We start from the raw sequence: 22,816 nt of genomic DNA, 5'->3' as shown, positions 1-22,816 counted from the left end.
GCAAAATCAGTATCGGAAAGGAGCAGCTTCATAGGCCAAACGTAGCCCTTCGCTCAACTGGGTGCGCGCACGCCAGCCCAGCGCTTCCAGACGGCCAACGTCCAGCAATTTCCGCGGCGTGCCATCTGGCTTGGACAAATCAAATACGATGCGCCCCTCAAAGCCCACAGTCGCCATCACCATTTCGGCCAGATCGCGGATGGTCACATCCTCGCCGGTACCGATGTTGACCAGGTCGCCGTCGTAACCACGCTCCATCAGATGAACGCAAGCATCGGCCAAATCATCGACATAAAGGAACTCTCGGCGCGGCTCGCCGCTTCCCCAGACCACGCACTCCTTGTCGCCGCGCAACTTGGCCTCATGCGCCTTGCGCAGCAGAGCCGGCAGAACATGGCTGCTGGCCAGATCGTAATTGTCGTTGGGGCCATAAAGGTTGGTGGGCATCACGCTCACGTACTGTCTGCCATACTGGCGGTTGTAGCTCTCCGCCAGCTTGATGCCCGCGATCTTGGCGATGGCGTAAGGCTCATTGGTCTGCTCCAGCAATCCGGTCAGCAGATACTCTTCCTTGATGGGCTGGGGGCAGTCCCGCGGATAAATACAACTGGAGCCCAGGAACATTAGCCGCTGCACACCCGCCAAATGCGCGCCATGGATGAGGTTGGCCTCTATCATCAGGTTCTGATAGATGAAATCAGCGCGCTGAAGGTTGTTGGCTTGAATACCTCCCACCTTGGCAGCGGCGATGAAAAGGTAATGCGGCTTCTCACGAGCCAGAAAGTCATGTACCGCGCGCGAGTCGAGCAGATCCAGATCAGAACGGTTGGCGGTAAGGATGCTTGTGTAGCCCGCGGCACGCAGTCGTCGCACAAGCGCGCTGCCAACCATGCCACGGTGGCCTGTTACAAAAATCTTGCTATCTTTGTCCATGCTGCTCACTGCCGACCATAGGTATCTTCGAAGCGCACGATATCATCTTCACCCAAATAGCTCCCAGACTGTACCTCTATGATTTCCAATGGAATCGTTCCCGGATTAGCCAACCGGTGAACCTCGCCCAGGGGAATATAGGTCGACTGATTTTCTGTCAACAGGATGACGTTGTCGCCATTAGTAATCTCAGCGGTGCCCTTGACCACAATCCAATGCTCGGCACGATGGTGGTGTTTTTGCAAACTCAGGCTGGCCTTAGGCTTGACCTGAATGCGTTTGACTTTGAAACGCCCCCCCTCGTCAAGACTGTCATACCACCCCCACGGACGGTGAACCTTGCGATGCAGCGCATACTCGTCTCGCTTTTTCTGCCCCAAGGCGCTGACAACGTGCTTGACATCCTGGCTGCGAGCCTGATCCACGACAAGTACCGCGTCAGGCGTTTCAATAACGATAACGTCGGCCACCCCAACCAGGCTGACTAGCCGGCTGGTTGCATGCACAAGCGTATTGCGGCTGTCGATTGCCAGCACATCTCCAACATGCGCATTTCCCGACTCATCCTTCGGCAAGACTTTCCAAACCGCATCCCACGCGCCCAAATCGCTCCAGCCGGCATCCAGCGGCACCATCTTAATATCGAAACGGCTGCCCGGGCAGCGCTCCATCACGGCATAGTCAACGGAATCGGAAGGGATTTTGGCAAATTCGGCTTTGCCGGGCCTGATGAATTGCGCATCGACCGTGCGTTGAGCCCAAGCCACATCAGTCGCATCCAAAATATCACGACGAAACTGCTCCAGCGCCTTCAACCACACAGAAGCCTTGAGCACAAACATCCCGGCATTCCAATAATACCCGCCCTCAATCAGATAGGACTTGGCGGTTTCCTCATCAGGCTTCTCAACGAAACGCTTAACAACTTGGGGACCAATATTTGCATCGATACTCTTGATCTGGATATAGCCGTAACCCGTTTCCGGACGGTCAGGCACTACACCCAAAATCACTATCGCATCGTTTGCAGCCTCTCGGATCGCCAACTGCGTTGCCGATGCAAACGCTGCAGCGTCCGTCACGATCTGATCGGCGGGCGTCACAACCAGAACCGGATCATCGCCACGCTCGATTGCAGCTAACGCCGCCAGCGTCAGTGCCGGCGCCGTATTACGGCCGATCGGCTCAAGCAAGGCGGCTCCCAACTCGATGCCGACTTCACGCAACTGTTCGGCGGCGAGGAAGCGATGATCCTCTCCGGTAACGATAAGCGGAGGGACAACATTCAGATCAGCGTCGCCCAAGCTGGATAGACGCTGCGCGGCTTGCTGAAACAGGCTTTCCTGACCATCCAAACACAGAAACTGCTTCGGGAAACCAGCTCTGGAAAGCGGCCACAAACGGGTGCCTGAGCCGCCACATAGAATGACAGGCATGACTTTAATCACAATTTTTGTCCCCTCTGCCTGCTTGATCAACTTCTAATTTCAGCATCCTGTCCCCTGCTTGCATATCAGAAAAGCCTTAGGCAATCCTACTCGCCGACTTCACATACCACACGTTCAGCAAACACGAACAAGAGTACTGAATGGTGAACGGATTCTAGTGAAAACAACCATTAGGGGGAAGAGGCTTCCGAACTTTTAGGCAGTATGGCGTTGAAGTCCAACGCCAAGCCTTGACGCATATCGTCTAATGGATGATCACAAGCACATGCCGTGGCGATAGGAAACGCTCGCGGCAACCTCAATACATTTTCGATGTGCCCAAATTAGAAAGCGTGATCCCGATTGGCTACCACACCCCTAAATACCCCAGCATCCCCTCCGCGGCCTGCCTGCCATCGAATACTGCCCTAACGACAAGATCCGCACCTCGGACCATGTCCCCGCCGGCAAACACCTTGGGATTGCTGGTCTGATACTTGTACATGCTATGCGGAGCGGCTTGCGTGCGGCCATTGGGCGCCGTGGCTATGCCGTGCTGTTCCGACCACGGCGCCGCTTCCGCCTGGAAACCGAAGGCAATGATCACATGGTCGCACTCTACGATTTCTTCGCTGCCCGGCACCGTCTCGGCGTTGCGGCGGCCCTTGGCGTCCGGCACACCCAGGCGGGTTTCGGCCAGCTTCACCGCCAGGGTGCCGCCTATCATCGGTTCGATGGACACCGGCTGGCGGTTCCACAGGAATTCGACGCCTTCTTCGCGAGCGTTGCCCACCTCTCGCTTGGAGCCCGGCATATTGGCCTCGTCGCGACGGTAAGCGCAGATCACGCGTTTCGCCCCTTGGCGGATGGCTGTGCGGTTGCAGTCCATCGCCGTATCGCCGCCGCCCAACACGACAACTCGCTTGCCGCGCATCGATATCGCAGCCTCTCCTGCCGGCAAAGTGCCAAGGCTTTGGCGCACATTATTGATCAGGTAGGGCAGCGCCTCCAGAACGCCCGGGCTGTCTTCTCCCGAGAAATTGCCGCGCATGTACCGATAAGCTCCCATGCCCATGAAAATGGCATCATGCTTTTTCAAAAGCTTATCGATGGAAATATCCTTTCCAACCTCGGTATTCAGCACGAACTCGACGCCCATGCCTTCCAATATCTCGCGGCGACGGCGCACAACATCCTTTTCCAGCTTGAACTCCGGGATGCCGAAGGTCAGCAGCCCGCCGATTTCTTCGTAGCGATCATACACCACGGCCTTGACGCCATTGCGCGCCAGCACGTCGGCGCAGGCCAAACCAGCCGGACCCGCGCCGATCACGCCCACCGTCTTGTCCGTCCACGCCACCTTGGACATGTCCGGCCGCCACCCCGCCTTGAACGCCTCGTCGGTGATGTATTTCTCGATGCTGCCGATGGATACCGCGCCGAAACCGCTCTGGTTCAGCGTACAGGCGCCTTCGCACAGCCGGTCCTGCGGACAGACTCGGCCGCAAATTTCCGGCAGGCTGTTGGTCTGATGCGATAATTCGGCCGCTTCGAACAGACGGCCCTCCTCCACCAGCTTCAGCCAGTTTGGGATGTAGTTGTGCACCGGGCACTCCCACTCGCAGTACGGATTGCCGCAGGACAGGCAGCGCCCGGCCTGATCGGCGGCGTCCACCGCGTGCAGCGGCTGGTAGATTTCCTTGAATTCGATCTTGCGGACCGAGGCGTCGATCTTGTCGCCGGGGTTGCGCGACAGCTTCATGAACTGGAATACATCGGACATCGTGTTCTCTCCCGCTAGGGTGGGCGGCGCCGCGCGCCGCCCTGTATTTGGATGGCTGCCGGCGCTTAGTCTTTGAGCAGGCTTTCCAGCTTGGCGGCCTTGGGCTTCACCAGCCAGAAGTAGTCGACGTAGTCGTCGAAGTTCTGCAGCATCGCGCGGCCGGTTTCCGAGCTGGTCAGCTCCACGTGCTTGGCGATCTTCTCCAGCAGGTAGGCGCGGTACATGCCCATCGCCTCGCCGTTGATCAGGTGGATGTCGATCAGCTCGTTGTTGTAGCGGTAAGCGAACTTCTCGTTGGGGTCGTAGACGAAGGCGAAGCCCCCGGTCATCCCCGCGCCGAAGTTGTAGCCGGTCTCGCCCAGCACGATCACGGCGCCGCCGGTCATGTATTCGCAGCAGTGGTCGCCCGCGCCCTCTATCACCGCCAGGGCGCCGGAATTGCGCACGCCGAAGCGCTCGCCGGCGATGCCGGCCGCGAACAGCTGGCCGCCGGTGGCGCCATACAGGCAGGTATTGCCGATGATGATGGACTCGCTGGCCTGGTAGCCGGCATCTTTCGGCGGATAGATGGTGACGCGGCCGCCGGCCATGCCCTTGCCGACGTAGTCGTTGGCGTCGCCTTCCAGCTCCAGATGCAGGCCCGCGGCGTTCCATACGCCGAAGCTCTGGCCGGCGCTGCCGGCGAACTTGACCTTCAAGCAGCCGAAGGGCAGCCCTGCCGCGCCGTGCACCCGGGCGATCTCGCCGGACAAGCGCGCGCCGATGGAGCGGTGGGTGTTCTCGATCGGATAGGCCAGCTCCAGCATCTGCTTGTTGTGGATGGCCGGCAGCGCGTCCTGCAGGATCCGCTCGGCCAATTCGCCCTTGTCAAAGGAAGGATTGCTGTCCGACACGCAGAAACGCGGCTCGCTGTCCGACACCGTGCCTTGCGACAGCAGCGGGCTCAGATCGAGCCGGCCTTGGCGCTCGCTCTCGCCTTCCAGCACATCCATCAGGTCCATGCGGCCGATCAGCTCTTCCATGCTGCGCACGCCGAGCTTGGCCATCCACTCGCGGGTTTCGCGGGCGATGAACAGAAAGTAGTTGACCACCATGTCCGGCAGGCCGGTGAAGTACTTGGAGCGCAGCTTGATTTCCTGCGTCGCCACGCCAGTGGCGCAGTTGTTCAAATGGCAGATGCGCAGGTACTTGCAGCCCAGCGCCACCATCGGCCCGGTGCCGAAGCCGAAGCTCTCCGCGCCGAGAATGGCGGCCTTGACCACGTCGAGGCCGGTTTTCAGGCCGCCGTCGGTCTGCACCCGCACCCGGCCGCGCAGGCCGTTGGCGCGCAGCACCTGCTGCGCCTCGGACAGGCCGAGCTCCCACGGCGAGCCAGCGTACTTGACCGAAGTCAGCGGCGAGGCGCCGGTGCCGCCGTCGTAACCGGAGATGGTGATCAGGTCGGCGTAGGCCTTGGCCACGCCGGCGGCCACGGTGCCGACGCCGGGCTCGGCCACCAGCTTCACCGACACCAGCGCCGACGGGTTCACCTGCTTCAGGTCGAAGATCAGCTGCGCCAGGTCTTCAATGGAATAGATGTCGTGGTGCGGCGGCGGCGAAATCAGGCTGACGCCTTCTTTGGCGTGGCGCAGCCGCGCGATCAGGCCCGACACCTTGTCGCCGGGCAGCTGGCCGCCTTCGCCCGGCTTGGCGCCCTGGGCCACCTTGATCTGCAGCACTTCGGCGTTGACCAGGTAGTGCGGGGTGACGCCGAAGCGGCCGGACGCCACCTGTTTGATCTTGGACATCTTCTCGGTGCCGTAGCGCGCCGGGTCCTCGCCGCCCTCGCCGGAATTGGAGCGCCCGCCCAGGCGGTTCATCGCGATGGCCAGCGCCTCGTGCGCCTCCGGCGACAGCGCGCCCAGCGACATGCCGGCCGAGTCGAAGCGCTTGACGATGGCCTCCACCGGCTCCACCTCGTCCAGCGCAATCGGCTCGCCGGCCAGCTTCAGTCGCATCAGGTCGCGCAGCATCGCCACCGGACGGGTGTTCACCGTCTCAGCGTATTGCAGGTAGACGCCGTAATCGCCGTTCTGCACCGCTTTCTGCAACAGCTGCACCACGTCCGGGTTGTAAGCGTGGTACTCCTCGCCATGCACGTATTTCAGCAGGCCACCCTGGTTCAGGCTGCGCATGGGGTTGAACGCCAGCCTGGCCAGCTGTTTCTGATCGGCCTCGAAATCGGCGAAATTGGCGCCGGAAACGCGCGATACCGTGCCCTTCAGGCACAACGCCACCACTTCCTCGTGGATGCCCACCGCTTCGAACAGCTGCGCGCCGCGGTAGGAAGCGATGGTGGAGATGCCCATCTTGGACAGCACCTTGAGCAGGCCCTTGTTGATGCCCTTGCGGTAGTGCTGCAGCGCCTCGTTGGCTTTCAGCTTCACATCGCCGTTGCTCACCAGCTCCAGGATGGTCTGGTAGGCCAGGTAGGGATAGACGGCGGTGGCGCCGTAGCCGATCACGCACGCCATCTGGTGGGCGTCGCGCACGGCGGCGGTCTCCACCACGATATTGGTCTTGCAGCGCAGGCCGGCGTCGATCAGCGCGTGATGCACGGCCCCGGTGGCGAACAGCGCGTGAATCGGCAGCCGCGCGCCGGTAGCGTGGCGGTCGGACAGCACCACCACCACCGTGCCCTCCTGCACCGCTTCCACCACGTGGCGGGCCAGACAGGAAATCGCCTCGCTGAGCGTGGTCTCGTCCGGGTCGTAGCACAGGTCGAAATTGGTGGCCTTCAAATACGGCTCCGGCCGGGTGGTGACGCGGGTGAACTTCTCGTGGCTCAGCACCGGGCTGCGCACTTCCAGCCGCTTGGCGTGCTCGGCGCTCTCCTCGAACATATTGCGTTCCGGGCCGAACACCGTGTTCAGCGACATCACCACCGCCTCGCGGATCGGGTCGATAGGCGGGTTGGTCACCTGGGCGAACTGCTGGCGCAGGTAGTCGAATGGCGAACGCACCTTTTGGCTTAGCACCGCCATCGGCGTGTCGTCGCCCATCGACCCCACCGCCTCCTGGCCGTCGGCGGCCAATACGCGCAGGATCTGGTCGCGCTCTTCGCGGCTGAGGTTGAACAGCTTCTGCAGCCGCGCCAGCTCATCCTTGGACAAGGGCTCGACGCCGGCGTCGTCCTCGATCGACAGCTCCAGATACTTGGCGCTGTCCTTGATCCACTGCCGATACGGCTTGGCGCTCTTCAATTGCGCGTCGATGTCTTCCGGCATCAGCAGCTCGCCATTCAACAGATCGGCGCCGAACAGCTGGCCCGGCTTGACGCGGCCTTTCTTCACCACATCCTGGGCCCGGTAGTCCCACACGCCCACTTCGGAAGCGATGGTGAGGATATTGTCCTTCGTCAGCACCCAGCGCGCCGGGCGCAGGCCGTTGCGGTCCAGCATGCAGGCGGCGTAGCGGCCGTCGGTCAGCACGATGCCGGCCGGACCGTCCCATGGTTCCATGTGCATGGAGTTGAATTCGTAGAAGGCGCGTAGGTCCTTGTCGGTGCTGTCCACGTTCTGCCAGGCCGGCGGCACCAAGAGGCGCAGCGCGCGGAACAGCGGAATGCCGCCCATCAGCAGGCCTTCCAGCATATTGTCCAGGCTCATCGAGTCAGAGCCGTCGGTCTGGACGATGGGGCGCACCGCGTCCATGTCGAGGTGCGGTGAGTCCATGATGCGCTCGCGCGCGCGCGCCCAGTTGCGATTGCCCTGCACCGTGTTGATCTCGCCGTTGTGGGCGAGGAAGCGGAAGGGCTGGGCCAGCTTCCACTGCGGCCAGGTATTGGTGGAAAAGCGCTGGTGGAACACCGCCAGGCTGGACTCGAAACGCGGATCGGCCAGATCCAGGAAGAAGCGCGGCAGATTGTCCGGCGTCACCAGGCCTTTATAAGAGATGGTGTGCGGCGACAGCGTGGGCAGATAGAAACAGGGATCGTCGTCCCGACAGGCCTTTTCCGCCTGGCGGCGGCCCATGTACAGCCGGCGCTGGAAGGCCGGCTCGTCCATGCCGAACGGGCAGTTCACGAACACCTGGGAGATCGCCGGCAAGGACGCCAGCGCGGTGTCTCCGCAAGCGGACAGGTCCAACGGCACGACGCGGAAACCGGCCACCTCCAGCTGCTGCGTTTCCAGATGCTCGCGCAGGCGGGCCAGGCTGCGCTCGCCGATGGCGCGGTCCGGGTGGTGGAACACCAGTCCGGCGGCGTACACTGACTTCAGCGCGATGCCGGCTTCGCCGGCCACCTCGCGCAGAAATCCATCCGGCTTCTTGAACAGCAGGCCGCAGCCGTCGCCCGATTTGCCGTCCGCCGCCACCGCGCCGCGGTGCGTCAGCTTGGCCAGCGAGGAAATGGCGGTGGCCACCAGCCAGTGGCTGGGCTTGTCGTCCAACTGGGCGATCAGGCCAAAGCCGCAGCTGTCCTGCTCGAACTCGGGTTTATACAATGTGCCTTGCAGGCGGCTCTGTCTGTCCATTTCTCTGCCCATTTATACTTTGTAGTGATGCGTTCGATTCTACGGGCAAGATCGCGCCAGCCGCAAGACCGTTTGGCGCAGCGCAACAATCATTTGATTTCAATCATTTGAAGCGCAATGACTTGTTTTGATATGTAATTCCACTACTCGATTACTGCATTTTTTTTGAGTTTTTGAGACAAAAATTTTCAAAAAAACGACAATGTTTCTCCTTGAAAACCAGATACAAAGTAGCCATTCTGGCAATATTTTGTATTCTGTCAGACAAAATTCATAAAATCATGAACCGAGACGAGCAGTCGCAACAGACCCTGCAATTCGTCCGCCAGCTGGCGGAACAGGCGCTTTCCCGCTCCGCCGGCGCGCCGCTGGTAGGCGGCAATCAAGTGAGCCTGCTGTACGACAGCGCCGAGAACTTCCCCGCCTGGGAAAAATCCATCGCCGCCAGCCAGGATTCTGTCTTCATTGAGATGTATATTTTCGCCAATGACCAATTTGGATTTAAAATACGAAATATCCTTATAGATAAAGCTAAATCAGGCATCCAAGTTTGCCTGCTCTATGATTGGCTGGGCAGCTGGCGCGCTCATTTGTCCAGTTTCTTCAAACCCTTGCTGGAGGCAGGCGCCGAAGTGCGCGCCTATCATCCGCCCAGCCTGAGCGCCGGGCTTGCGCTGCTGGGGCGCAACCACCGCAAGATGATCATCGTCGACCGGCGCGAGCTGTTCGTCGCCGGCCTGTGCATCAGCCAGAGCTGGCAAGGCCAGCCGGACAAGGATCTGGCGCCGTGGCGCGACACCGGCCTGACGCTGCGCGGCCCCTTGCTGGCGCCGGCGCTGGCTGCCTTCGCCGACAGCTGGGCCAGCTGCGGCGAGCCCTTGGACGCGCGCTGGCTGGCCCCTGCCGATACGCAGCCCTGCGGCGAGGCGGCGGCGCGGCTGATCGCCACCACGCCGTCCACCGCGCGGATGATGCGGCTGGACCTCTTGGTGGCCAGTTTCGCCCGCCGCACGCTGTGGCTGACCGACGCCTACTTCATGGCCACCAGCCTCTACCTGTCCGCGCTGAAGCAGGCGGCGCGGGACGGCGTCGACGTGCGCCTGCTGGTGCCCCGCTCCAGCGACATCCGCTGGATCGCCGCCGTGTCCCGCACCCAGTACCGCCCGTTGCTGGAGGCCGGGGTGCGGGTGTTCGAATGGAACGGGCCGATGATCCACGCCAAGACCGCCGTCGCCGACGGTCGCTGGGCCCGCATCGGCTCCACCAACCTCAATCTGTCCAGCTGGCTGGTCAACCGCGAGCTGGACATCGCGCTGGAGGACGCCGGCCTGGCCGGGGAGCTGGCCGACCGCTTCCTGCAGGATCTGGAACAGTCGACCGAGATCGTGCTGCACCAGGAACGGCGCAAACCGGTGCCGCGCCCGGTAGGCAAGCAGGAAAAACGGCCGCGCGGCACGCCGAAGGAAATGGCGCTCAGCAGCGCCAGCGCCGCGGCGCGCCAGGCGATGCGCATCGGCGACGCGCTGGGCTCCGCGGTGCGCGGCAGCCGGATGGTGGAAAGCAGCGAGGCGCCGGCCTTCCTCAGCATCGGCGTCGCCCTGTGCCTGCTGGCGCTGGCCATCGCCTACTTTCCGTGGCTGGCCGCGGCGCCGCTGGTCGCGCTGCTGGCTGCCGGCGGCCTGGCGGTAGTGTTCAAGGCCGCCGGCCTGTACTTGGAAAAACGGAGGAAAAAACAACAGTTGCGGCTGGCGCAGTCTCCCTCCGGCGACACCCGGGATCCTCCCGCCGACTGCCAATGAAAACAGCCGCTTAACCGCCCCGGAAGGGCGCTCGGACAGGGCCATTGCCCTCCTCTTGCCTCAGGCGATTGTTCAAGGCGCGATTTTTTCACGTCATCCACCGCAGCGCACAACAACATGGCAGGCAAAAGGTCTACAATGCGCGCTTCTTGGGATGTTCTCCAGGCCGGCTGACGTGAAGCGACCGATGGTCGCCAGGTACGGACCGCGGCGCAAAGCGACCCTGTTTTAGATCGGCTGTTCCGCGCCTGGCGCGGCGTTCCGCCTGTTGACCAGACACGGCTCGCCCTCTCACGGCAAGGCACAGTCCACTATTTCGCGCCTCAAGGCCAGCCTCCAGGGCGGCGGCGAAGACCCGTTCTTCTGCCCGTGCGTACAGATCTGCGCCCCACGCGCACCTAGCGACATTGCCGCGGCAAAGTCCGGTGACGCCACCGGTCCCGCTGCAGTGTCCGAGTTAACAGCAACAAGGACTCAGGTATGCGTTTTCACTTCCCCATCGTGATCATCGACGAGGATTTCCGCTCGGAAAACACCAGCGGCTCCGGCATCCGCGAACTGGCCGCCGCCATGGAGGCGGAAGGCATGAGCGTGATCGGCTACACCAGCTACGGCGACCTCACCTCCTTCGCCCAGCAGCAGAGCCGCGCCGCCGGCTTCATCCTGTCGATAGACGACGAGGAGTTCCAGACCGAGGATTCGGCGCAGCAGGCGCTGGGCAACCTCTACGGCTTCGTCGCCGAGATCCGCCGCCGCAATCCGGACATCCCGGTCTACCTGTACGGCGAAACCCGCACCGCGCGCCACATCCCCAACGACATCCTGCGCGAGCTGCACGGCTTCATCCACATGCATGAGGACACGCCGGAGTTCGTCGCCCGCCACATCATCCGCGAGGCCAAGAGCTATCTGGACAACCTGGCGCCGCCGTTCTTCCGCGCGCTGGTGGACTACGCCTACGACGGCTCCTACTCCTGGCACTGCCCCGGCCACTCCGGCGGCGTGGCTTTCCTGAAGAGCCCGGTGGGCCAGATGTTCCACCAGTTCTTCGGCGAGAACATGCTGCGCGCCGACGTCTGCAACGCGGTGGACGAGCTGGGCCAACTGCTGGACCACACCGGCCCGGTGGCGGCTTCCGAGCGCAACGCCGCCCGCATCTTCAACGCCGACCACCTGTTCTTCGTCACCAACGGCACCTCGACATCGAACAAGATCGTCTGGCACAGCTGCGTCGCCGCCGGCGACATCGTGCTGGTGGACCGCAACTGCCACAAGTCCAATCTGCACGCCATCATCATGACCGGGGCCATCCCGGTGTTCCTGATGCCGACGCGCAACCACTACGGCATCATCGGCCCGATCCCGAAATCCGAATTCCACCCGGACACCATCAAGAAGAAGATCCTGGCTAATCCGTTCGCGCGCGAGATGCTGGAGAAGCACCCCAATCGCAAGCCGCGCATCCTGACGCTGACCCAGTCCACCTACGACGGCATCCTGTACAACGTCGAGGAGATCAAGGGCCTGCTGGACGGCGAAGTGGACACGCTGCACTTCGACGAAGCCTGGCTGCCGCACGCCTGCTTCCATGATTTCTACCGCGACTTCCACGCCATCGGCGAGGGCCGTCCGCGCTGCGAGGACAGCCTGGTGTTCTCCACCCAGTCCACCCACAAGCTCTTGGCCGGCATCAGCCAGGCCTCGCAGATCCTGGTGCAGGACCCGCAGAACCGCCAGCTGGACACCGCCTGGTTCAACGAGGCCTACCTGATGCACACCTCGACCAGCCCTCAATACTCGATCATCGCCAGCTGCGACGTGGCCGCCGCGATGATGGAACAGCCGGGCGGCCAGTCGCTGGTGGAAGAGTCGCTGGTGGAGGCGATGGAATTCCGCCGCGCGATGCGCAAGGTGGACGAGGAATACGGCCGCGACTGGTGGTTCAGCGTCTGGGGCCCGGACGACCTGTCCGACGACGGCATCTGCGACCAGAGCGACTGGACGCTGCGTCCCGACGAGCGCTGGCACGGCTTCGCCGGCATCGAGGACGGCTTCAACATGCTGGACCCGATCAAGGCCACCGTGCTGACGCCGGGCCTGGACGTGGACGGCAGCTTCGAGGAAATGGGCATCCCGGCCGCCATCGTCACCAAGTACCTGACCGAGCACGGCGTGGTGGTGGAAAAAACCGGCCTGTACAGCTTCTTCATCATGTTCACCATCGGCATCACCAAGGGCCGCTGGAACACGCTGATCTCTCTGCTGCAGCAGTTCAAGGACGATTTCGACAAGAACCAGCCGCTGTGGCGCGTGATGCCGGAATTCGTCGCCAAATATCCGCAATACGATCGCGTCGGCCTGCAGGACCTGTGCCAGCGCATCCACGGCCTGTATGCCAAGCACGACGTGGCGCGGCTGACCACCGACATTTACCTGTCCGACATGGAGCCGGCGATGCGGCCGGCCGACGCCTTCGCCATGATGGCGCACCGCGAGATCGAGCGGGTGCCGGTGGACCAGCTGGAAGGCCGCGTCACCGCGGTGCTGCTGACGCCGTACCCGCCGGGCATCCCGCTGCTGATCCCGGGCGAGCGCTTCAACAAGACCATCGTCGACTACCTGCGCTTCGCCCAGGCCTTCAACCGCGAGCTGCCGGGCTTCGAAACCGACGTCCACGGCCTGGTGGCGGTAGAGGTGCAGGACCGCAAGGTTTACTGCGTCGACTGCGTCAAGCAATAAGACGGGCAGCCGGAAACGACAAAGGCGGGAGCGATCCCGCCTTTTTTCATGCCCGAACGCCTTACAGCCGCACGCGCCAGGTGTTGCGGCCGCCGGCCTTGGCTTGATACAAGGCTTCGTCCGCCCGCCCCAGCGGCGCCGACAGATCATCGCCGGCGCGCAGCAGCGACATCCCGATCGAACAGGTGTAGGAAAACCCCGGATCATCCGCCAGCGGCCGCGACGACTGCACATCGGCCAGAATCGTCCGGATCAGGGCCTCCGCCTGTTCCAGACCGCTGCCCGGCAACAGCAGCAGAAACTCCTCCCCGCCCAGCCGCCCCAGGCTGTCGTGCGGCTTCAGCAAGGGCTGCAGCCTATGCGCGAAATCGCGCAGCACCGCGTCGCCGGCCAGATGGCCTTTCAGGTCGTTGATCAGCTTGAAATTGTCCAGGTCCAGGATGGCCACCGCGGCCGCCTGGCAGGCGCCGCCATGGTATTGCTCCACCAGGCCGTCCATCTGCTGCAGGATATGGCCGCGGTTGCCGATGCCGGTCAAGGGATCGGTCAGCGCCGCGCGCTGCGCCATGTCGCGCGCCTGCCGAAGCTCGCGCTCGCCGACGCGCAGCTCGGTGATCTCGCTGCCGACGCACAGCATCCAGCCGCCCGACTGCGTGGTCTCGGTCATCCAGATCCAGCGGCCGTCGGCCAGATCGGTTTCGAAGGCGCGGAACGGCAGCTTGGCGCGGCGCGATTTCGCCGAGGCCAGCCAGGATTCGAAATCCCGGGTCTGGATCTGCGTGCCCTGGCGATTTTGATAATTGCGCCGCATCATCCGCTCCCAGCTGATGCGCTCGTCCGGCGCCACGCCCAGCGCCGCGCAAAAAGCCGGGTTGGCGTAGCGCAGGCAATCGCGCTCGTCGAACAGGGAGATCAGCAGCGGACAATCCCGTTGCAGCGACATCAGGCGGAAGGCGATGTCTTGGTCTTCTTCGGCAGGCTTCATACACTGGCATCCGGCGGCACCCGGGCCGATGGACATCGGCCCGCCGCCGCCCATTGCGGACGGCGGTCATAAGCCATGGTAGAGCAAAACCGGGGCGGGATTAAGCGCCGTCGCCCGGACCCTCCCCGTTCACTTCTGCCCCGCCGCCAGCAGGCGCAAGGCCAGGCCGCCGAATACCGTCGCCAGCAGATACTGCGGCCAGCGTCCGCCGCCGCCTCCCGCCAGCATGCGGCCCATGCGGCTGCTGGCGACGATCACCAGCGCGTTGACGCAGAAAGCGACCGCGTTCAGCACCGTGGCCAGCAGCATGATCTGCAGCGCCACCGGGCCGGCCTGCGGCTCGACGAACTGCGGAAACAGCGCCAGCACGAACAGCGCCATCTTGGGATTGAGCAGATTGGTGGTCAGCCCCTGCAGCGCGATGCGCGCCAACGGCTTGCCGTCGGCGCCGGGCGCGGCCGCGCGCAGCACGCTCTTGCTGCGCAAGGTGGTCCAGGCCAGGTACAGCAGATAGGCGGCGCCGGCGATGCGCACCGCGTCGTAGGCCACCGGCACCAGCACGAACAGCTGGGCCAGGCCCAGCGCCGCCAGCAAGGCGTGGCAATAGGTGCCGATCTGGATGCCGAACAGCGTGGCGAAGCCGGCGCGCAGCCCCTGTCCCGCGCTGCGGCTGGCGATCAGCAGCATGTCCGGGCCAGGCGTGGCGGCCAGCGCGAGACAGGCGAGGGAGAACAACAGCAGGGTGGACAGGGTGGGCATGCGCGGGGCTCCGTTGTCGGTGACGAAGGCATTCATCATACCGGCATCATCCGGACGCGAACAGCCGCGCGTCCAGGTTTGAAGAGCGGCGGCGTTTAGGGTATACCTATTTGTCCTGACCAGGAGAATGAATGGACTTCCCCATCCTGCATACCCCGCGGCTGGCGCTGCGCGAAATCACGCTGGACGACGCGCCGGCGCTGCTGGGCATCCACGGCGACGCCGACGCGATGCGCTGGTACGGCACCGATCCGCTGGCCACGCTGGAGCAGGCCCGGCAGATGGTGGAGAAGTTCGCCGGCTGGCGAAACCTGCCCGCGCCCGGCGTCCGCTGGGGACTGGCCCTGCGCGAAGGCGGCCCCCTGATCGGCAGCCTCGGCCTGTTCAAATGGAACCCGGGCTGGCGCTGCTGCACGCTCGGCTATGAACTGGCGCGCGGCCTGCAGGGGCAAGGCCTGATGAGCGAGGCGCTGCGCGCCGCGCTGGCCTGGGGCTTCACGCATATGGAGCTGAACCGGATAGAAGCCCAGGTGCACCCTGACAATCTGGCTTCGCTGAAGCTGCTGGAACGGCTGGACTTCAAGACGGAAGGCCGCGCCCGCCAGGCCGGCTTCTGGCTGGGCCGCTACCAGGACCTGATCAATCTGTCGCTGCTGCGCGAGGAAAGCGCGCTGGCCGCGGCTTAGCGCGGCTGACAAAATGCTGTTTCATGCCTGAGGCAGGGCGCGCCGACGCAGACAGTACGGCCAGTCGGCGCAACGCGGCATCAGGATTTCTATTTGCGGCTCTTGGGAGAAACCCGATGCACCACTATCCGTTGTTCCTGCTGATGGCCAGCCTCGCCATCCTGACGCCCGGCCCCGGCGTCCTCAACTCGCTGGGCAACGCGCTGCGTTTCGGCCTCAGGGGCAGCCTGCCCGGCATACTCGGCGTCGCCGGCGGCAGCTTCATCGTCGCCGCGCTGTCAGCCACCGGCCTGGGCCTGCTGCTGGCCACTTCCGCGCTGGCTTTCACAGCATTGAAGTGGCTGGGCGCCGGCTATCTGTTCTACCTGGGGATCAAGCTGCTGCGCGCGCCGGCCTTCCGTTTCGACGCGCCTGAAGCCGAACGGACCGGGCCGTGGCGGCAATTCGCCGGCGGCATGCTGCTGCAGTTGAGCAATCCCAAGTCCATCTTTTTCTTCCTGGCCATCTTCCCGCAGTTCATCGCCGCCGGCAGCGCCCATTACACCAGCGACTTCCTGCTGCTGGTCAGCAGCTACAGCGCTTTGCTGGTGCTGATCCACAGCGCTTACGCCTTGCTGGCCCACTCGCTGCGGCGCTGGCTGGACAACGAGCGCGGCGGCCATCTGATCAACAAGGCCAGCGGCGCCAGCTTCCTCGTGTTCGGCAGCCTGCTGGCCGCCTCCAACCGTTAAGCCGCTGGCAAAACCCAGCGAAGCGCCTGAGGCAAGGCGCGCCGACTCAGGCAGTGCAATCAGTACGGCAAGTCGGCGCAACGCGGCATCTGGGGATTTTGTCGGCGGCGCCCAGCGCTTACCAGCCGTTTTCCAGCACGATATGGCCCGGCGCGTTCTGCCGGGTCATCCGGTAGCCCATCTTCATCAGCTGGCGGTGGGTGTCCTCCACCATCTTCGGGTTGCCGCACAGCATGAAGCGGCTGTGCTCCGGCGACATCTCGATGCCGGCGCGTGCCGCCAGCTCGCCGCTTTCCAGCAAGGCCGGCACGCGCTGGCTCAGCATGCCCTCGGGCGCATTGCGCGTGACCACCGGCAGGTATTGCAGCTTGTGGCCATGCTCATGCCACAGCGGATGGCCGCGCAGCGCGGCTATTTCGTCCTGGAACGACAGCTCCGCCGCCTCGCGCACGCAATGCGCCAGCACGATGCGCTCGAAGCGCTGCCACTCACCAGGCTGCTTCAGGATGGACAGGTAGGGCGCGATGCCGGTGCCGGTGGCGATCAGCCACAAGTCCTTGCCGGCCGGCAGCCGTTCGGCCTGGAAAAAGCCCATCGCCCGCTTGTCCAGCATCACCTCGCCGCCCGGCTGCAACTTGGCGAGCCGGGAGCTGAACAGCCCGTCCGGGACCACGATGGAATAGAAATCCAGGAACTCGTCGTACTCGGCCGAGCACATCGAATACGCGCGCCACACCTGGCCGCCGTTCTCCAGCGGCAGGCCCAGCCGGGCGAACTGGCCGGCCGCGAAGCGGAAGCCGTCGGGCCGCGTCAGCCGGAAGCTGATCAGCTTGTCGGTCCAGCGCTTCATGTCGGTGATGGTTTCAACGGTGTATTTCTGTTGAATCTCGGCTTCCAGCGCGGCGTCCATCTTCACTCCAATTGTTGAGTAATTTACTCGACAATTATGCTCCCGCCGCTCCCCGCTTGCCAAGCCAGTCCGCCAGTTGCGGATGCAAGGCCTGCTTCCGCAAGGCCTGCGACGGCGTGGGCAGCAGTTCCGCCGCCTCCGGCCCCAGCCGCCAGGACTCGGGCAGCGGGGCCTCGCACAGCGCGCAGCGCTCGCCATCCAGCCGCATCTCGCCCAATGGGCGCAACGGCAAGCCGGCCACGCCCATCGTCTTCGCTGCGCATCGCTGGCGAACTCCCATCAAAAGCCTCATGCTAACAGTCCACCCGCCACCTTGGAGATCGACACATGACCATCGCCCTCGCCTTGCACGGCGGCGCCGGCACCCTGCGCCGCAGCGACATGGACGCCGAACTGGAGCGCGCCTACCGCGCCGGCCTGGAACAGGCTTTGGAGGCCGGCCACGCGGTGCTGCGCGGCGGCGGCTCGGCGCTGGACGCGGTGTGCGCGGCCGTCTGCGCGCTGGAGGACGATCCGCTGTTCAACGCCGGCCGCGGCTCGGTGTTCAATCTGGACGGCAAACAGGAAATGGAGGCCGGCGTGATGGACGGCAGCCGCCAGGACGCCGGCAGCGTCGCCGGCCTTTCCGGCGTGCGCAACCCGGTGCTGCTGGCCCGCGCGGTGATGGAGCGCACTCCCCACGTGACGCTGGGGTATGCGGCGGCGGAGGAGTTCGCCCGCCGGGAAGGGTTGGAAATGCGGCCACCGGAATACTTCCACACCGACAAACGCTGGCAGGCGCTGCTGGCGGAAAAGGAAAGACTGGCCAACGGCGGCTCGGACGAGGACATCTCCGAGGACCGCAAGCACGGCACCGTCGGCGCGGTGGCGCTGGACGCGCAAGGCCGGCTGGCGGCGGCCACCTCCACCGGCGGCCGCACCGCCAAATGGCCGGGCCGCATCGGCGACACGCCGGTGATCGGCGCCGGCACCTGGGCCGACGCCCATTGCGCGGTGTCGGCCACCGGCCACGGCGAATACTTCGTCCGCGCCGCCGCCGGGCACGAGATCTCGGCCCGGGTCCGCCACCTGGACGAAACCCTGGCCCAAGCCTGCGACGCCGTGGTCTACGGCCAGTTGCTGACCATGGGCGGCACCGGCGGCGTGGTCGCCGTCGACCGCTACGGCCGGGTGGCGCTGCCATTCAATTGCGAGGGGATGTACCGGGCGGCGATAGACGGCGCGGGCTTGCGCACCGTCGCCATCTACCGCGGCGAAGACTAGCGGTAGGCGGCCTGCCATTCCGCCTGCAGCTGGGCGATCAGCTCCGCCGCCGGCAGTTCTCGTGCGTCGGCGACGCCCTCTCCCGCCCACAGCGACATCAGCTCGCTGCGGCCGGCCTTGGCGGCGGCGGCGCGCATCGCACCGGTGAGCGCGTTCATCACCGGATAGGCGGGCAGTCGGTCCTGCCACGGCGCCATCTCTGCCATGTAGCGGTTGTCCAGGCCGCGCGCATAGCGGCCGGAAAACGCCCGGGTCAGCCGGGTGGACCCCGGCTTCGCCGTCGCCAGCGCCTGTTTCCACAACTGAGAGATGCCGGACTCCGGGCAACGCAGGAAAGCGGTGCCCAACTGGCAGGCGACGGCTCCATGCCGCATCGCCGCCGCGATGTCGCGGCCGTGCATGATGCCGCCGGCGGCGATCACCGGCAGCGGCAGGTTCTGCGCCAGCTCGTACGCCAGCGACAGCATCGGCCGCAGCGACTGCCGCTGCTCGCCGATGAAGGTGCCGCGGTGGCCGCCGGCCTCGCGCCCCTGCGCGCACACCGCGTCCGCGCCCAGCGCGGCCCAGGCCAGGCCCTCGGCCAGATTGGTGGCGGTGCCGACCACCAGGATGCCGGCGTCGCGCAGCGCGCGCATCTGCGCCGCGTCCAGAATGCCGAAGGCAAAGCTGGCCACCGCCGGCTTCAGCTCCAGCACCGTCTCCAGTTGCTGGTCGAAAGGCTGGCAGAAGCTGTCCGGCGCGGCGGGCGCCGCCAGGCCCAGCTCGGCGTGCCAGGGCTTGAGCAGGTCCAGCGCCAGCGCCAACTCATCCGGACTGGGCTGCGGCCGCCCCTGGACGAACAGGTTGATCCCGAACGGCTTGTCGCTCAAGGCGCGGATCTTGTCCGCCTCTTTCCTGATCTGCGCCGGGGACAGCAGCGCGCCGGCCAGAAAACCCAGCCCACCCGCCTCGCCCACCGCGGCCGCCAGCTGCGGCGTGGTCGCGCCGCCGGCCATCGGCGCCTGTATCACCGGCAACTTCAGTTGCAAGTGCTGCCATCTCGCTGCAGACATCCGTATTCTCCTTGTTCTAGGGTCTCGCCAGCTGTCCGTGCCCCGCGCCCGGTTCGATCAATCGCGCAGCGCCTGCGTCAAATCCTCCAGAATATCGTCCAGGTCCTCGATGCCTATCGACAGCCGCAAACCGCCCTCGACGATGCCCAGCGCCGCCTTCTGCTCGGCCGGCATGCCGCCATGGGACATCGTGTAGCTGTGGTTGACCAGCGACTCCACGCCGCCCAGCGACTCCGCCAGCGCGAACAGCTTCAGCTTCTGCGCGACGCGGCTGGCCGCCTCCCGGCTGTTGTCCTGCAACTGGATGCTGATGATGCCGCCGAAACGCCTCATCTGCCGCTTCGCCAGCTCATGCCCCGGATTCTCGGGCAGGCCGGGGTAAAACACCTTGGCCACCGCCGCTTGCTCCAGCAGCCAGGCCGCCACCTTCTCCGCGCTGTCGCAATGGCGCTCCATGCGCAACGCCAACGTCTTGATGCCGCGCAGCGTCAGGAAGCAGTCCTGCGGCCCGGGCACCGCGCCGGCGGCGTTCTGCAGAAAGCGGATGTCGTGGTATAGCTTGTCGTCGCTGACCGCCACCAGGCCCAGCAGCACGTCGGAGTGCCCGCCCAGGTATTTGGTGGCCGAATGCACGACGATGTCGGCGCCGAGCAGCAGCGGCTGCTGCAGGTAGGGCGTGGCGAAGGTATTGTCCACCGCCACTTTCACGCCATGGCGGCGGGCGATGGCCGACAGCGCGGCGATGTCGGCCATGCCCAGCAAGGGGTTGGTCGGCGACTCCAGCCACAGCAGCCGCGTGGCCGGCGTGATCGCCGCCTCCATCCGCGCCGGGTCGGACAGGTCGACAAAGCTCACCTTGATGCCCGCCGGCTGCATCACCCGGGTCAGCAAGCGGTAAGCGCCGCCGTAAAGGTCGGCCACCGCGATCACCTCGTCGCCGGGCTTCAGGCAGGCGCGCAGCACCGCGTCTATCGCCGCCATGCCGCTGGAGAACGCCAGGCCGTGCCTGGCTTCCTCCAGACTGGCCAGGCAGTCCTGCAGCGCGCTGCGGGTGGGATTGCCGGTGCGGGCGTAGGCGTAGCGCAAATCTTCGCCGACATGGTCGAAGGCGAAGGCCGAGGTCTGGTACAGCGGCGGCATCACCGAGCGGTTGTGTTCGGCATTGTCGTAGCCGACATGGATGGCGCGGGTAGCAAATTTCACGAAAATCCCTCTAAATCATGAGCTTGGGCCAAATTGCCCGACAATCAAACCCTAACCCCTTGCAAATCATGCATTTGCCATGCTCATTTCATCACGATGCCAAAATTTCAGGTCAATTGCGAGCAAATATCGGCAAATTGTCCTGATTTTCGCCAAGCTAGCGCCGTTTTTTACTTTACAGCGGCGGCCAATAGGGCTATTTTGCTGCGTTTCGCATTAAAACCATCGTTTGCATGAAGCTAGAACGCGTTTTTGACATCTTGTCCCATCAGCTGGCCAACCATCCGCGCCCGGACTGCCTGGCGGCGAAATCCGGCAAGGCCTGGCGGCAATTGTCGACGGCCGAGGTCCGGGACACCGTCAACCGCGTCAGCCTGGGCCTGATGGAAATGGGCATCCAGCGCGGAGACAAGGTGGCCATCGCCGCCGACAACAGCATCGAATGGGTGCTGGTGGATATCGCGCTGCAACAAATCGGCGCGGTCAGCGTGCCGCTGTACCCCACCATCACCCTCGATGATGCACGCTATATCCTGGCGCATGCCGAGGTCAAGCTGGCTTTCGCCGGCAGTGCTGCATTGCAACGAAAACTGCACGAGGCATTGGGCAGGCTGTCCTGCCCGATCTACGGCCTGGCCGACATCGACGGCGCGCCATCCTGGCGCGAGATCGCCGAGCGCGCGCGCCTGGAGCGGATGGCCGAGCTGGACGCGCTGCGCGACGCCACGCGCGCCGACGACGTCTATACCATCATCTACACCTCCGGCACCACCGGCCGCTCCAAGGGCGTGATGCTGAGCCATCGCAACGTGCTGAGCACCGTGGTGGCCACCGCCGCCTTCACCGGCCTGCCGCAGGGCCGCTGCCGCGCGCTGAGCTTCCTGCCGCTGTCGCACATCTTCGAGCGCGCCGGCGTGTTCTATTACCTGTACAGCGGCACCGGCATCTATTTCGCCAGCGTGGAATGCCTGTCGTCGGCGCTGGCCGACGTCAAGCCGCACACCTTCAGCTCCGTGCCGCGCGTGCTGGAGAAGGTGCACGAGAAGCTGGTGGGCAAGGCGCGCGACCTGACCGGCGCCAAGCGCCGCATCTATCAATGGGCGCTGGCCCGCGCCGAGCGCTTCGACCCCAACCGCCGCCGCTCGCCGCTGGACGCGATCCAGCACGCGCTGGCCGACAAGCTGGTGTACAGCAAATGGCGCGCGGCGATGGGCGGCGAGCTGATCTCCATCAACGTCGGCTCCGCCGCGCTGCAGCCGCGGCTGGCGCGGATGTTCTGGGCCGCCGGCATCGCCGTGGCAGAGGGCTACGGCATGACCGAGAGCTCGCCGGTGATCTCCGCCAATCCTTTCACCGCCCGCGGCGTGCGCATCGGCAGCGTCGGCCTGCCCCTGCCCGGCGTCGAAGTGCGCCTGGCCGACGACGGCGAGATCCTGGTGCGCGGCGACAACGTGATGTCCGGCTACTACAAGGAGCCGGAACAGACCGCGGACGCGCTGCGCGACGGCTGGCTGCATACCGGCGACATCGGCGTGCTGGAAAACGGCTACCTGCGCATCACCGACCGCAAGAAGGAAATGTTCAAGACCAGCAACGGCAAGTACATCGCGCCGCAGGCGCTGGAGAACAAGCTGAAGGAGTCGGCCTTCATCGACCAGATCATGGTGGTGGGCGACGGCCAGAAGTACGCGGCCGCGCTGATCGTGCCGCTGTTCGAGAAGCTGAAGGAATGGTGCGCCGAGCACGGCATCTCCTACACCACCGACTGCGAGATGAGCCGCCACCCCAAGGTGGTGGAGCTGATCGACCGCGAGGTGAAGCGCTTCAACCGCTACTTCGGCAGCTGGGAGCACATCAAGAAGTTCTCGCTGCTGGACAAGCCGTGGTGCGTGGACGCCGGCGAGCTGGCGCCGACCTTGAAGCTGCGCCGCAAGGTGATCACTGAGCGCTGCCGCGCCTTGATAGACGGCATGTACGGCATGCCGGAGCCGGCGTAAACGAAAAGCCCCGCATCGCGGGGCTTTTTCCTATG

The 22,816-nt window shown here is 64.6% G+C and carries 16 protein-coding genes; 6 read left to right on the top strand and 10 right to left on the bottom strand.

Annotated elements, in window-relative coordinates:
• Positions 1-6 precede the first annotated feature (6 nt).
• From ACY3GB_RS17340 to gltB, 4 genes are all read right to left on the bottom strand, one after another.
• A complete protein-coding gene (locus ACY3GB_RS17340; RefSeq protein WP_463089831.1) occupies positions 7-933 on the bottom strand; it encodes a GDP-L-fucose synthase family protein in 927 nt (308 codons plus the stop codon).
• 5 nt (positions 934-938) lie between these two features.
• Positions 939-2,411, bottom strand: a complete 1,473-nt coding sequence (locus tag ACY3GB_RS17335) for a mannose-1-phosphate guanylyltransferase/mannose-6-phosphate isomerase (protein WP_463089830.1) — start codon at positions 2,409-2,411, stop codon at positions 939-941.
• A gap of 316 nt (positions 2,412-2,727) precedes the next feature.
• The gene (locus tag ACY3GB_RS17330; RefSeq protein ID WP_463089829.1) at positions 2,728-4,143 is read right to left on the bottom strand and encodes an FAD-dependent oxidoreductase; all 1,416 of its coding nucleotides are present in this window, start codon (positions 4,141-4,143) and stop codon (positions 2,728-2,730) included.
• A 65-nt stretch (positions 4,144-4,208) separates the two neighbouring features.
• Positions 4,209-8,657, bottom strand: coding sequence for a glutamate synthase large subunit (gene gltB, locus ACY3GB_RS17325; protein WP_463089828.1), 4,449 nt, complete (start codon positions 8,655-8,657; stop codon positions 4,209-4,211).
• A 281-nt stretch (positions 8,658-8,938) separates the two neighbouring features.
• Between gltB and ACY3GB_RS17320 the strand changes: the two genes are divergently transcribed.
• Together ACY3GB_RS17320 and ACY3GB_RS17315 are read left to right on the top strand one after the other, a co-directional pair.
• Positions 8,939-10,456 (top strand): phospholipase D-like domain-containing protein, encoded by a 1,518-nt coding sequence (locus ACY3GB_RS17320; RefSeq protein ID WP_463089827.1) that lies wholly within the window; start codon positions 8,939-8,941, stop codon positions 10,454-10,456.
• Between the two features lie 480 nt (positions 10,457-10,936).
• A complete protein-coding gene (locus tag ACY3GB_RS17315) occupies positions 10,937-13,195 on the top strand; it encodes an Orn/Lys/Arg family decarboxylase (RefSeq protein ID WP_463089826.1) in 2,259 nt (752 codons plus the stop codon).
• Positions 13,196-13,256: 61 nt separating this feature from the next.
• Here the strand turns inward: ACY3GB_RS17315 and ACY3GB_RS17310 are convergent, their stop codons facing one another.
• Both ACY3GB_RS17310 and ACY3GB_RS17305 read right to left on the bottom strand, forming a co-directional pair.
• Positions 13,257-14,180 (bottom strand): diguanylate cyclase domain-containing protein, encoded by a 924-nt coding sequence (locus ACY3GB_RS17310; RefSeq protein ID WP_463089825.1) that lies wholly within the window; start codon positions 14,178-14,180, stop codon positions 13,257-13,259.
• A 129-nt stretch (positions 14,181-14,309) separates the two neighbouring features.
• Positions 14,310-14,939 carry a LysE family translocator gene (locus tag ACY3GB_RS17305; RefSeq protein WP_225548541.1) on the bottom strand — a complete coding sequence of 210 codons (630 nt, stop codon included), beginning with the start codon at positions 14,937-14,939 and terminating at the stop codon, positions 14,310-14,312.
• A gap of 131 nt (positions 14,940-15,070) precedes the next feature.
• Between ACY3GB_RS17305 and ACY3GB_RS17300 the strand changes: the two genes are divergently transcribed.
• Entirely contained in the window at positions 15,071-15,625 is a 555-nt protein-coding gene (locus ACY3GB_RS17300; RefSeq protein WP_463089824.1) for a GNAT family N-acetyltransferase, read from the top strand.
• Between the two features lie 116 nt (positions 15,626-15,741).
• Positions 15,742-16,356 carry a LysE family translocator gene (locus tag ACY3GB_RS17295; RefSeq protein ID WP_463089823.1) on the top strand — a complete coding sequence of 205 codons (615 nt, stop codon included), beginning with the start codon at positions 15,742-15,744 and terminating at the stop codon, positions 16,354-16,356.
• A 118-nt stretch (positions 16,357-16,474) separates the two neighbouring features.
• Here ACY3GB_RS17295 and ACY3GB_RS17290 read toward each other — a convergent pair whose 3' ends face one another.
• Together ACY3GB_RS17290 and ACY3GB_RS17285 are read right to left on the bottom strand one after the other, a co-directional pair.
• The gene (locus ACY3GB_RS17290; protein WP_463089822.1) at positions 16,475-17,266 is read right to left on the bottom strand and encodes a ferredoxin--NADP reductase; all 792 of its coding nucleotides are present in this window, start codon (positions 17,264-17,266) and stop codon (positions 16,475-16,477) included.
• A gap of 34 nt (positions 17,267-17,300) precedes the next feature.
• Positions 17,301-17,546 (bottom strand): hypothetical protein, encoded by a 246-nt coding sequence (locus ACY3GB_RS17285; protein WP_463089821.1) that lies wholly within the window; start codon positions 17,544-17,546, stop codon positions 17,301-17,303.
• Between the two features lie 47 nt (positions 17,547-17,593).
• Between ACY3GB_RS17285 and ACY3GB_RS17280 the strand changes: the two genes are divergently transcribed.
• Positions 17,594-18,529 carry an isoaspartyl peptidase/L-asparaginase family protein gene (locus ACY3GB_RS17280; RefSeq protein WP_225548536.1) on the top strand — a complete coding sequence of 312 codons (936 nt, stop codon included), beginning with the start codon at positions 17,594-17,596 and terminating at the stop codon, positions 18,527-18,529.
• Here the strand turns inward: ACY3GB_RS17280 and ACY3GB_RS17275 are convergent.
• Both ACY3GB_RS17275 and ACY3GB_RS17270 read right to left on the bottom strand, forming a co-directional pair.
• Positions 18,526-19,581 (bottom strand): NAD(P)H-dependent flavin oxidoreductase, encoded by a 1,056-nt coding sequence (locus ACY3GB_RS17275; protein ID WP_463089820.1) that lies wholly within the window; start codon positions 19,579-19,581, stop codon positions 18,526-18,528. The two genes, ACY3GB_RS17280 and ACY3GB_RS17275, sit on opposite strands and share 4 nt — an antisense overlap.
• 57 nt (positions 19,582-19,638) lie before the next feature.
• Positions 19,639-20,784 (bottom strand): trans-sulfuration enzyme family protein, encoded by a 1,146-nt coding sequence (locus ACY3GB_RS17270; RefSeq protein WP_463089819.1) that lies wholly within the window; start codon positions 20,782-20,784, stop codon positions 19,639-19,641.
• Positions 20,785-21,017: 233 nt separating this feature from the next.
• Here ACY3GB_RS17270 and ACY3GB_RS17265 point away from each other — a divergent pair, with 233 nt between their 5' ends.
• Positions 21,018-22,781: an AMP-dependent synthetase/ligase gene (locus tag ACY3GB_RS17265; protein WP_463089818.1), complete on the top strand. Its 1,764-nt coding sequence runs from the start codon at positions 21,018-21,020 to the stop codon at positions 22,779-22,781.
• Positions 22,782-22,816 lie beyond the last annotated feature (35 nt).

The organism is Chromobacterium sp. Ag138 (assembly GCF_055181315.1).
The sequence above is the reverse complement of the archived record's forward strand: the minus strand, read 5'-3'. Positions and strand labels throughout refer to the sequence as shown.

Coding starts and splice junctions, on each gene's coding strand:
- ACY3GB_RS17290 (WP_463089822.1), bottom strand. CDS start 17,266: ATGGACGCCGCGCTGGAAGCCGAGATTCAACAGAAATACACCGTTGAA.
- ACY3GB_RS17315 (WP_463089826.1), top strand. CDS start 10,937: ATGCGTTTTCACTTCCCCATCGTGATCATCGACGAGGATTTCCGCTCG.
- ACY3GB_RS17275 (WP_463089820.1), bottom strand. CDS start 19,581: ATGTCTGCAGCGAGATGGCAGCACTTGCAACTGAAGTTGCCGGTGATA.
- ACY3GB_RS17320 (WP_463089827.1), top strand. CDS start 8,939: ATGAACCGAGACGAGCAGTCGCAACAGACCCTGCAATTCGTCCGCCAG.
- ACY3GB_RS17330 (WP_463089829.1), bottom strand. CDS start 4,143: ATGTCCGATGTATTCCAGTTCATGAAGCTGTCGCGCAACCCCGGCGAC.
- ACY3GB_RS17285 (WP_463089821.1), bottom strand. CDS start 17,546: ATGGGAGTTCGCCAGCGATGCGCAGCGAAGACGATGGGCGTGGCCGGC.
- ACY3GB_RS17340 (WP_463089831.1), bottom strand. CDS start 933: ATGGACAAAGATAGCAAGATTTTTGTAACAGGCCACCGTGGCATGGTT.
- ACY3GB_RS17300 (WP_463089824.1), top strand. CDS start 15,071: ATGGACTTCCCCATCCTGCATACCCCGCGGCTGGCGCTGCGCGAAATC.
- ACY3GB_RS17265 (WP_463089818.1), top strand. CDS start 21,018: ATGAAGCTAGAACGCGTTTTTGACATCTTGTCCCATCAGCTGGCCAAC.
- ACY3GB_RS17310 (WP_463089825.1), bottom strand. CDS start 14,180: ATGAAGCCTGCCGAAGAAGACCAAGACATCGCCTTCCGCCTGATGTCG.
- ACY3GB_RS17295 (WP_463089823.1), top strand. CDS start 15,742: ATGCACCACTATCCGTTGTTCCTGCTGATGGCCAGCCTCGCCATCCTG.
- gltB (WP_463089828.1), bottom strand. CDS start 8,657: ATGGACAGACAGAGCCGCCTGCAAGGCACATTGTATAAACCCGAGTTC.
- ACY3GB_RS17305 (WP_225548541.1), bottom strand. CDS start 14,939: ATGCCCACCCTGTCCACCCTGCTGTTGTTCTCCCTCGCCTGTCTCGCG.
- ACY3GB_RS17280 (WP_225548536.1), top strand. CDS start 17,594: ATGACCATCGCCCTCGCCTTGCACGGCGGCGCCGGCACCCTGCGCCGC.